Source organism: Parasynechococcus sp. (assembly GCF_045559935.1).
Taxonomy (GTDB): domain Bacteria; phylum Cyanobacteriota; class Cyanobacteriia; order PCC-6307; family Cyanobiaceae; genus Parasynechococcus.
In genome coordinates this window covers 125,047-134,807 of sequence record NZ_JBJLJL010000002.1, presented here as the reverse complement: position 1 = coordinate 134,807, position 9,761 = coordinate 125,047, and the positions used below count along the sequence as shown (strand labels likewise).

Below are 9,761 nucleotides of genomic sequence, written 5' to 3'. Positions count from 1 at the left end.
GAATGGCCTTTCTGTTGTTAAGCGCTTTGAACTTTCAGTGCAAGATGTTGTGGAGGTACCGATTGTAATCAATGATCCTCCTTATCTGATCAGTTCTTCCGGCTCTGTAATTCCCAGATCAACGAATGTTGGTGATCTTGTTGCCTGGTTGCACGTTCTTGATCCTGATCAGGATGATTCCGTTAGTATCGAATTGGTTAAAGGTGTGGGTGATTCTGATAACAATCTCTTCACGATATCCGGCACCAAACTCCTGCTTTCGGCGCCTGTTGATTCTCTTGATCGTTCTTCTTTATCGATTCGTCTGCGGGCTACAGACTCTTACGGCGCGGCCTTTGAACAGAATCTTACTTTCCAGTTGCCATCAACGATTCTTGCCTCGTCAGAGCAATTTTCTGAAGCCCTCCCGATTGGGGCATCGGTGGCTGAGTTATCGATCTCTAGCGGCGAATCGTTATCTGATATTACCTTCGACATTACCTTATCCTCCAGTTCTTCTTTTGCAGTTGATGGCAATCGTCTGGTTTTGCTTGAGTCGCTTGACTTTGAGACGCAGCAACTTCACCGCGTTAAACTTATAGCAGAAGATTCATCAGGTTTCCTTGTTGAACGCGAATTTGAGTTTTCTGTTTCAGATAGCAATGATCCGCCCTCTTCCATTTTAATTTCAACATCTGATATCCCGCAGGATGCCCTTGCCGATCAGCTTGTTGCATCTCTCACAGGCTTTGATCAAGATACCAACGATTCTCTTTCGTTCTCCCTGCTTTCAGTGACTGCTGGTGGCGAACCTGTTGATGGCGTCTTTACTTTGGTTGAGGATCGTCTTTTCCTGGATACTGATGCACGCACTCTGATTGACTCTTCGTATAATTTGTCTCTTGAGGTGATTGATTCCTCTGGAGCTAGTTTTGTACAAGATATTTCGCTTTCAGTCGTTCCAACTGTTTCTCTTTCTTCGACTCAAATTTCAGAAGGATTGTATCCCCTAAGTTCTATCGCCACTCTTTCTACAACCAATGATGTTGCTGGCGATGTTTCCTATTCATTGGTTTCTGGCGATGGGTCGAATGACAATCAATTGTTCTTGGTATCCGATGATCAATTGTTGATTAACTTTTACTCCGATCATGAGCAGAGGACTGACTATACAGTACGTCTCCAGTCTCTCGATTCTTCCGGCACTAAGCTTGAGCGTTCATTTGATCTCTTTGTTCCTGATATCAACGAAGCTCCCTTTGATCTGTCTATCTCAGTAGACACAATTGATGAAAATGTTCCTGCTAAGACAAGCGTTGCGGTTATCGATGCTCAGGATCCTGATCTCAGCGATTCCCTTTCCTTCTCCTTGATTTCTGGTGAAGGCGATGATGACAATCACTTGTTCAATGTTTCAGGCGATCAACTACTTGTAAAGCAGAGTCCTGACTTTGAATCCCAGTCATCCTTCAATATTCGCTTGCGTGCTGCTGATCGTCGTCTTTCAAGTGTCGAGCAATCGTTTGAAATTTCCGTTGTTGATCTCAACGATGCACCGCATACAATCACTTCTTCTACGCAATTCCTCAGCAGCACTGCGGAGTCCAGATCCACTGTTGCTGAATTTTCGACCTCGGATGATGATCTTCGTGATTTCCATCGCTACTCACTGGCTGATGGTGTTCTCGATAATGATTCCTTCTTCCTCCTCGGCAATAAGTTAAAGCTGCAGCCTTCTGTTGATCTTGCTGAACAGTCCTCTTATACAGTCAGTGTCATTTCCTCTGATTTCGATGGGGCATCTGTTCAGCAGGATATCGAATTTGCCTTGAATCATCCGCCGGAGTCTATTTCCATGAGTGCTTCTGAGTTCAAGGAGAATCTTCCTGCTGGAATTCCTATATTAACCTTCTCGACTTCGGATCCCGATGTTGATGACCAGTTTACTTATACCTTTGATGATGGCTTTGGCGCGCAGGATAATGATCTGTTTGCAATTTCCGGGGATTCCTTGATCAGCAGTGATCCTATTGATTTTGAAACTGACTCCAGTTTGAATCTCAGAATTCGTTCGACTGACCAGTATGGTCATTCTATTGTTGAACGATTTGAGCTTGGTGTCACCGATATCGATGAGCCTCCGTCGGTACCTGTGCTCACATCGTCTTCTGTTGATGAGAATGTTCCCCCTGGTTCAGTCGTGGGTACCATTCGTTCTTCCGATCCAGAAAATCTTGCTGATGTTTCCTTGGAAATCTTGATGCCTCGGCTTGCTGTAGCCGATGCTGATGCCGATGCCGATGCCGATGCCGATGCCGATAATGTCGTTGATGCCTCTCTGTTCACCCTTTCGGGTGATCAGCTTCTACTTGACATCTCACCCGATTTTGAAGCTCAATCATCTTATTCTTTCGTTGTTCGAGCTACCGATGCCAGCGGTTTAATCTCTGAAGGTGAGATCGTTGTTCATGTCAACGATCTGCTTGAGTCGATCACATCCTCGCAATCGATCGTTCTGCCAGATTCTCTTGATACTCTTTATCTCACTGGCGAAGATGCTGTGAATGGGTTTGGTAATGTTGCTGACAATCGCTTGATTGGAACCAGCTCTGACAATGTACTTGCTGGTAGGGGTGGCTCTGATGTTCTGACAGGGCTTCCAGGCGTTGATACTTTTCTGTATGAGCGTTACACCGATTCACGTCTTTCTGCCTATGACGTAATTACAGACTTTGATATGTCAGTTGACCGTATTGATGCTCCTGACCCTGTTTCTTCCGATCAAATCTTTGTTACTGGCATTGCTCCTGGCCTTGATTCTGATTCCTTGCGAGAGCATCTTGATTCAGCCCGCTTCCCATCTGGCAGTGCTGCTTTCTTCACAGTTATCGATGGCTATGTCGGCATGCGAACCTTACTCGCCTTGAACAACAGCGTTCCTGGCTTCTCCTCTGACACCGATGCGATCATCGATGTCACTGGTTATGTCGGAGAGTTGTCTGATCTACTCGTGATCTAGGTGTCTAGGGTTTGCTTTCTTCTCTGAGGCAATTTGAATAGCGCCCAATTAATATTCCCATGACGGCTGCTATGTACAAGGGCCCAATAACACTCGTCGCCACACTCAGCATTCTTGAGAGTGGCAGGGCCGGGCTGATGTCTCCGAAGCCAACGGTTGTCAGACATCAGAATGCAAAGTAGTTCACCTCTGAGAATGCACTGGCTGCGTTCTGAACACTCTCGGGTGTGATGGCGAGATGTTCGGATGTTGTGAAGCTCCCTGGTTGGATTGTTTCCACGGCGCTCATCACCAGCGCAGCCGTCAGGCCAATGTGCAGATATCCAGCTGTTGCTCCCATCAACACATTTCCATCCACGTGTGGCTCTCTGGCCAGCCGACGGATGAGCCGAACGGTGCTCCATCCGACCAGCACGCTCCAGCTCATGGCGATCGGTACACCGCTGTAGATCCTTGCCGCTGGTGTGAGCAACCAGATCCAGAGGCTGATCACGGCTAGCCCTCCCAGCCCTCTGTAGATCAGCTCCGCCAAACGGGGTGCCTGCTCATTCCTCAGCATCACCTGCGTGAGCAGAACTGCCACCACTGAATAGCTGATGTGTGTCGTGTCAATCGGTTCCGGCACGGCCATGCCTGTCATCACCGCGATTGTGCTCAGCAGCAGCCACTTGTATTGATGCCCCCCCTGACTGCTTCTCAGGTCTCTGCTGTTCACCTGGGCCTTCCATCTCTTCTGACATGCTGCGTATTGCGCTGACTCAGAACAAGGGCAGCTGCCTCTCGCCATCCCTTTTCCAGTTCGTTCCGTCCCAGGGTGTCAACATCGGTTCCAGAGCCTTCCGGTGATTGTGATCACCGGCTTCAAGCCAAACCCCTTCCAAACCATCAGGGATCACCACTGGCATCCTGTCGTGGAGTGACTTCAGCAACTGATTTGGTTGTGTGGTGATCACGCAGCAGCTGTCCAGTTCACTCCCATCAGGTCCCATCCAGCGATCCCAGAGGCCTGCCAGCCAGAACGGACGACCGTCGTTGCGCTCCACGCGTTCGCCCTTCTCCAGAAATGCACTGGCTAGTAGCAGACAACGGTGGTGACGCCATGGACCGCGGAAGGAGGCCTTATCAGACAGCGTTTCGGCCCGGGCGTTGAAGGGTCGCGGACCCTGTGAGGGATCCTTTACCCAGCTGGGAAGAAGCCCCCACAGCATGTGCCCCAGCCGTTCCTGGCCATGCTCCCGATACAGCACGAGCACCGGTTCTCCCGGGCGGATCTGGGCACGAGGTGCGTAGTGCTCAAGCCACGGGTCGTCGATCCGAGTGAGCCATGGTTTCAGGCGACGGCTCAGCTCCTCGAGCTGTGTATTGAGACTGAATCGCCCGCACATCAGCTCACGTTACGCATCGTTCGGTCTTCCCCCCCGTAAGGCGTCGCTTACCCCTCGTAGCGTGGCAGGAGTCTGGGCTTGAGCCATGCCGATCCGACAGGACGACAACCGACCGAACCGTCGATTCGGCATCATCAATCTGGTGCTCATCGGTTTCGGGGTCCTGCTGTTGTTCAGCAGCTTCATCCCCAGCAACGGCATTCAGCAGGTTCCAAGGGTGCCCTATTCCCTGTTCATTGATCAGGTGAATGACGGGGCTGTGAAACGTGCCTACATCACCCAGGACCAGATCCGCTACGAGTTGTCCGCTCCGGAGGAGGGTGCGCCCCCCGTGCTGGCGACAACGCCGATCTTCGACATGGATCTGCCCCAGCGTCTGGAGTCGAAGGGGGTTGAATTTGCGGCTGCCCCGCCCAAGAAACCCAATATCTTCACCACGATCCTCAGTTGGGTGGTGCCTCCGCTGATCTTCATCCTTGTGCTTCAGTTTTTCGCGCGTCGTTCGATGGGCGGCGGTGCCCAGGGTGCACTCAGTTTCACCAAAAGCAAGGCGAAGGTCTACGTTCCTGATGAGGAATCAAGGGTCACGTTCGCTGATGTGGCCGGTGTGGATGAGGCCAAACAGGAGCTGACTGAGATCGTTGATTTTCTCAAAACGCCCGAGCGCTATGCAGAGATCGGTGCTCGCATTCCCAAGGGTGTTCTGCTCGTCGGCCCCCCAGGAACCGGCAAGACGCTGCTGTCCAAGGCGGTTGCAGGCGAAGCCGGTGTGCCGTTCTTCATCATCTCCGGCTCTGAGTTTGTTGAATTGTTCGTTGGTGCCGGTGCCGCCCGTGTTCGCGATCTTTTCGAGGAGGCCAAGAAAAAAGCTCCCTGCATCATCTTCATCGATGAGCTGGATGCCATCGGTAAAAGTCGATCCGGCTCCATGGGTGTTGTCGGAGGTAATGACGAGCGTGAGCAGACCCTCAATCAGCTGCTCACCGAAATGGATGGCTTCACCGCGCAGGACAAGCCGGTGATTGTTCTGGCGGCCACCAACCAGCCTGAAGTGCTGGATGCTGCGCTGTTGCGACCCGGACGCTTTGATCGACAGGTGTTGGTGGATCGTCCCGATCTGTCTGGCCGCAAGACCATCCTCGAGATCTATGCCAAGAAGGTGAAGCTTGCGGATGCTGTCGACCTCGACAGCGTGGCTCAGGCCACCAGCGGTTTTGCTGGAGCCGACCTAGCCAATCTCGTGAACGAAGCTGCCCTTCTTGCCGCCCGCAACTACCGCACGAAGGTTGAACAACAGGATCTCGGAGAAGCGATCGAGCGCGTTGTGGCCGGTCTTGAAAAGAAAAGCCGTGTGCTGCAGGACGACGAGAAAAAGGTCGTGGCTTATCACGAAGTCGGTCACGCCATCGTTGGCCATCTGATGCCCGGTGGCAGCAAGGTCGCCAAGATCTCGATCGTGCCCCGCGGCATGAGTGCCCTTGGGTACACCCTGCAGCTGCCGACGGAGGAGCGCTTCCTCAATTCCAAGGAGGAACTTCAGGGACAGATCGCCACCCTCCTCGGAGGACGATCCGCCGAGGAGATCGTGTTCGGCAAGATCACCACCGGGGCTGCCAACGACCTTCAGCGGGCGACCGACCTGGCTGAGCAGATGGTGGGCACCTACGGCATGAGCGACACGCTCGGCCCTCTGGCCTACGACAAACAGGGTGGTGGCCGCTTCCTCGGTGGAAACAACAATCCGCGCCGTTCCGTCAGCGACGCCACGGCTCAGGCGATCGACAAGGAGGTGCGCGGCCTGGTCGACAAGGCTCACGACGACGCCCTGGCGATCCTGCGCCAGAACATGGCCCTGCTGGAGACCATTGCCCAGAAGATCCTTGAGAAAGAGGTCATCGAGGGCGACGATCTCAAGCAGATGCTGGAGGCCAGTGAACTGCCCGAAGCTGTCCGTGCTTGACGGGCAGGCCGTTCATCTCCGATAAAACACCTTTGAAGCGCTCTTATGGCTTCCGGCGTCGCCGCTGTTCTCACATCGCTGGGTCAGCGTGATTACCTCTCATCAGCGGACTGTTCCGCTGATGAGACCCAGGGTCTCCTGGACCTCGCTCGCCAGCTGAAGAGCGGTGCTCGCCGGATCGATCTGGGAAACAGGGTTCTCGGGTTGATCTTCAGCAAGGCTTCCACCCGCACCAGGGTGAGTTTCCAGGTGGCGATGGCGCGTCTCGGCGGTCAGACCGTTGATCTGAACCCGAGTGTGACCCAGTTGGGGCGCGGGGAACCCCTGCAGGACACCGCAAGGGTGCTCAGCCGCTACTGCGATGTGCTGGCAGTGCGCACCTTCTCCCAGCAGGAGATTGTCGATTACGCGCACTGGGCCACGGTTCCGGTTCTCAATGCCCTCACCGACCTCGAACATCCCTGCCAGGCCCTTGCTGACTTCCTCACCATGCAGGAGGAGCACGGTGATCTGGTCGGTCAGACCCTCGCGTACATCGGCGATGGCAACAACGTGGCTCACTCTCTGATGCTCTGCGGGGCCCTGCTTGGGGTGAACGTCAGGATCGGTTGTCCTGATGGCTTCGAGCCGTTGCCTGGCGTGCTGGATCAGGCGCGCAACCTGGCGCAGCACGGCGCCAAGATCGACGTGTTGACCGATCCAGGCATGGCCGTGGCTGGAGCTCAGGCCGTTTACACCGATGTGTGGGCCTCCATGGGGCAGGAGCAGGAGCAGGCTGAGCGGGAGCAGGCTTTCGCCGGCTTCTGTGTTGATCAGGCCCTGATGGATCAGGCCGCCACGGGGGCGATCGTGCTGCACTGCCTGCCGGCGCACCGTGGTGAGGAGATCAGTGCTGAGGTGATGGAGGGGCCTGCCAGTCGCATCTTCGATCAGGCCGAAAACCGTCTGCACGTTCAGCAGGCCCTGCTGGCCGCTGTGATGGGAGGTCTCTGACCGGCTGCATTGCAACCGACGGGGTTCACCGGTACAAATGTATTGACACGCCTCTTCCCTCTGGTGGCCAGCGCGACTCCCGAGCCTTTGACCTCAGCCCAGCAGGAGCTCTACGACTGGCTGGCGGACTACATCACCACCCATCGCCACAGTCCGTCCATTCGTCAGATGATGCAGGCCATGGGACTGCGTTCCCCGGCTCCTGTTCAGAGCCGGTTGCGCCATCTGCAGCAGAAGGGATGGATCACGTGGCAGGAGGGTCAGGCGCGCACCCTTCAGTTGCTCGGGGATCTGGCGACTCAGGCCGGCATCCCGGTGCTCGGTGCCGTTGCGGCCGGTGGGCTTGTCACCGCGTTCGATGACGTGCAGGACCGACTTGATCTCGCGCCTGTGCTCGAGACCCGTGGCCTGTTCGCTCTCACGGTGAATGGTGATTCGATGGTGGATGCCCACATTGCCGACGGTGATGTGGTGCTGATGGAGCCCGTGCCGGATCCTCAGCGCCTGCGCAATGGAACCGTGGTGAGTGCCCTGGTGGCTGGCAGCGGCACCACGCTGAAGCACTTTCATCGCCAGGGCGGCATGGTGATGCTGGAGGCGGCCAATCCTGCCTACGAGCCGATCGAGCTGCCAGCTGAGCAGGTCGAGGTGCAGGGGCGCCTGGTGGCTGTGTGGCGTCAGGTCTGAAGCTGGCTGCGGTGTAAGCTTGGCTACGTCAACCGGTTAAGCCCTCGGGCTCGGATGACGTTCACGGGGCCATAGCTCAGCTGGTAGAGCACCTGCATGGCATGCAGGGGGTCAGGAGTTCGAGTCTCCTTGGCTCCATTTTTGATCAACTGCAGGGGTGAGTTGTCGCGTCCGCGGACAGCCCTCTGTCAGGCTTCCTTAATAGGTAGGAATCACTACAACAGGCGCTGTTACGACTTTTTACAGTTTGTTCAGTTGCCAGTCTCTTGGATGGAAATTCCTCTCCACCAGCAGTTCGAGAAGCAGCGTCTTCAGGGAGTCGTGCACCGGGCCACTGATCTGGCTGAGTTGAAAGGTCTCACGCAGCAGTTGATCGATCTCTATTTCAAGCAGAAGGCAGCTACCGCCTGGGCGATCGCCGACAAATCCTGATCCTTTGGACGACATGGATGACACCACTGATTACGTGGCATCGATCCACATGGATCTCCACGGTCTCCAGCTTGCTTACAAAACAACTTCAGATGCCCTCACCAACTGGAGTGGCGGGGATCCAGAGGAACAGCAGTTTCTCTTTCACATGAAGGATCAGTTGTTTCGTTGCCTTCTGGAGAATTCGTTCTGCATCGATTGATTGACCAAGCTCCGGGGGGTTTGCGGGTTCCGATCCAAGGCTCCCCTCAACAGGTCTGAGCGCGTCGATGACGAGGATTGCGCTGCCAGCATCACCCCAGCTGCTGCGGCTGCTCCGACAGCAGCAGCCATGGCGACGCGTCCAAAATCCCCGAGCAAACTGTTGATGACCGTCATCAGGGCTGAGCGTCTTCTTTCACCATCCCTGAGACGTTGGCCCGAAAACATCCCCCGAATGGGTGATTTTTGCCTTGTCCAATCGTGCTTGCCCCGAAGCACGCCTGCCTTCCGTGCCCCGTTCAGTTGGCGGCTGCTTTCTCCAGGTCCCGGCGGATCAAGGCAAGCAGATAGGACGGGGACTTGTAACGGGTCGGCAGACAGCGGTTCAGGGTTTCGAGATGCCCCCAGCAGACCGTTCTTTCAATGTCTTTCGGTGATTTCCCCTGCTGCAGCAGCCTTCTGAGTGCCTTGCAATACATCGGATATCCCGCCTCAAGCTCCCCGATCGTCAGCTTCGCCTGAGGCATGGGATCCGAATCGGCTGTCTCATCAACCTATGTGGTCACGGGTCAGCTGTTCGGACCCAGCCCTGCCAGGTGAAGCACCACCTGGCACTGGTTCTGTTCAGCGAGCTGTTCGATCTGATCAATCGGCCCCTGCAGCCAGCGGGCCACCTGCAGCATGTTGCTGAGCCTGAGGGGCTCTGCTGTGCCGTTGGAGGATCCGCTCATCCTGCTGAGCGTGCTCTGTTCAACCCCCTGTTCCTCCAGCCACTGACGCAGCGGCACGCTCAGTTGCCGGTTGCAGGCTTCGATCCACAGATCCCAGTCCTCAACGTCGTCGGTGAGCGGGATCTGAAGGCTGATCTGCAGGCTTTCACTGGGGTCCAGCAGCGTGACGCTGGCACGCAGTGGCGTCAGCCCCGTGTAGAGCAGTCGCCAGCCGTTGTTCCGCAGGGATTCGGTCGCTTGCTCACGCAAGGCCAGTCGTTCCATCGAACGGCTGTCCAGATTCTCCGGAGGTGCAAAGGCGGGGGTTGAGAGGGTGACCACATCTGCCTCAGTTGCCGCTGGTTCTCTTAAGGGATTTCGCCGCGGAAACGGGT

The 9,761-nt window shown here is 55.4% G+C and carries 11 protein-coding genes and 1 tRNA gene; 7 read left to right on the top strand and 5 right to left on the bottom strand.

Features of this window, described 5'->3' with window-relative positions:
- On the top strand, positions 1–2,998 hold a 2,998-nt coding region (locus tag ACJ0G7_RS01275; protein WP_407394845.1), incomplete at its 5' end, for a bluetail domain-containing putative surface protein.
- A gap of 4 nt (positions 2,999–3,002) precedes the next feature.
- Here the strand turns inward: ACJ0G7_RS01275 and ACJ0G7_RS01270 are convergent.
- From ACJ0G7_RS01270 to ACJ0G7_RS01260, 3 genes are read right to left on the bottom strand one after another with little or no spacing between them, the layout of a single operon-like run.
- Positions 3,003–3,161: an ion channel gene (locus tag ACJ0G7_RS01270; RefSeq protein WP_407394848.1), complete on the bottom strand. Its 159-nt coding sequence runs from the start codon at positions 3,159–3,161 to the stop codon at positions 3,003–3,005.
- A gap of 3 nt (positions 3,162–3,164) precedes the next feature.
- Positions 3,165–3,713: a two pore domain potassium channel family protein gene (locus tag ACJ0G7_RS01265; RefSeq protein ID WP_407394843.1), complete on the bottom strand. Its 549-nt coding sequence runs from the start codon at positions 3,711–3,713 to the stop codon at positions 3,165–3,167.
- A gap of 43 nt (positions 3,714–3,756) precedes the next feature.
- Complete coding sequence (locus ACJ0G7_RS01260) at positions 3,757–4,383, bottom strand: SOS response-associated peptidase (RefSeq protein WP_407394841.1); 627 nt, start codon at positions 4,381–4,383, stop codon at positions 3,757–3,759.
- An 85-nt stretch (positions 4,384–4,468) separates the two neighbouring features.
- Here ACJ0G7_RS01260 and ftsH point away from each other — a divergent pair, with 85 nt between their 5' ends.
- From ftsH to ACJ0G7_RS01230, 6 genes are all read left to right on the top strand, one after another.
- Positions 4,469–6,343, top strand: a complete 1,875-nt coding sequence (gene ftsH / locus ACJ0G7_RS01255; RefSeq protein ID WP_407394839.1) for an ATP-dependent zinc metalloprotease FtsH — start codon at positions 4,469–4,471, stop codon at positions 6,341–6,343.
- Between the two features lie 45 nt (positions 6,344–6,388).
- Positions 6,389–7,336 carry an ornithine carbamoyltransferase gene (argF, locus tag ACJ0G7_RS01250; protein ID WP_407394838.1) on the top strand — a complete coding sequence of 316 codons (948 nt, stop codon included), beginning with the start codon at positions 6,389–6,391 and terminating at the stop codon, positions 7,334–7,336.
- Positions 7,337–7,399: 63 nt separating this feature from the next.
- Positions 7,400–8,023, top strand: a complete 624-nt coding sequence (gene lexA / locus ACJ0G7_RS01245; protein ID WP_043696312.1) for a transcriptional repressor LexA — start codon at positions 7,400–7,402, stop codon at positions 8,021–8,023.
- Between the two features lie 65 nt (positions 8,024–8,088).
- Positions 8,089–8,161: transfer RNA gene (locus ACJ0G7_RS01240), tRNA-Ala, on the top strand.
- 132 nt (positions 8,162–8,293) lie between these two features.
- The gene (locus tag ACJ0G7_RS01235) at positions 8,294–8,455 is read left to right on the top strand and encodes a hypothetical protein (RefSeq protein ID WP_407394836.1); all 162 of its coding nucleotides are present in this window, start codon (positions 8,294–8,296) and stop codon (positions 8,453–8,455) included.
- A gap of 13 nt (positions 8,456–8,468) precedes the next feature.
- On the top strand, positions 8,469–8,657 hold the full coding sequence (locus ACJ0G7_RS01230; protein WP_043690443.1) for a hypothetical protein: 189 nt from the start codon (positions 8,469–8,471) through the stop codon (positions 8,655–8,657).
- 298 nt (positions 8,658–8,955) lie between these two features.
- Here ACJ0G7_RS01230 and ACJ0G7_RS01225 read toward each other — a convergent pair whose 3' ends face one another.
- Together ACJ0G7_RS01225 and ACJ0G7_RS01220 are read right to left on the bottom strand one after the other, a co-directional pair.
- Entirely contained in the window at positions 8,956–9,183 is a 228-nt protein-coding gene (locus tag ACJ0G7_RS01225; protein WP_043690446.1) for a DUF3136 domain-containing protein, read from the bottom strand.
- A gap of 42 nt (positions 9,184–9,225) precedes the next feature.
- Positions 9,226–9,708 (bottom strand): hypothetical protein, encoded by a 483-nt coding sequence (locus ACJ0G7_RS01220; RefSeq protein ID WP_407394834.1) that lies wholly within the window; start codon positions 9,706–9,708, stop codon positions 9,226–9,228.
- Positions 9,709–9,761 lie beyond the last annotated feature (53 nt).

Coding starts and splice junctions, on each gene's coding strand:
- ftsH (WP_407394839.1), top strand. CDS start 4,469: ATGCCGATCCGACAGGACGACAACCGACCGAACCGTCGATTCGGCATC.
- ACJ0G7_RS01225 (WP_043690446.1), bottom strand. CDS start 9,183: ATGCCTCAGGCGAAGCTGACGATCGGGGAGCTTGAGGCGGGATATCCG.
- argF (WP_407394838.1), top strand. CDS start 6,389: ATGGCTTCCGGCGTCGCCGCTGTTCTCACATCGCTGGGTCAGCGTGAT.
- ACJ0G7_RS01230 (WP_043690443.1), top strand. CDS start 8,469: ATGGATGACACCACTGATTACGTGGCATCGATCCACATGGATCTCCAC.
- ACJ0G7_RS01260 (WP_407394841.1), bottom strand. CDS start 4,383: ATGTGCGGGCGATTCAGTCTCAATACACAGCTCGAGGAGCTGAGCCGT.
- ACJ0G7_RS01235 (WP_407394836.1), top strand. CDS start 8,294: ATGGAAATTCCTCTCCACCAGCAGTTCGAGAAGCAGCGTCTTCAGGGA.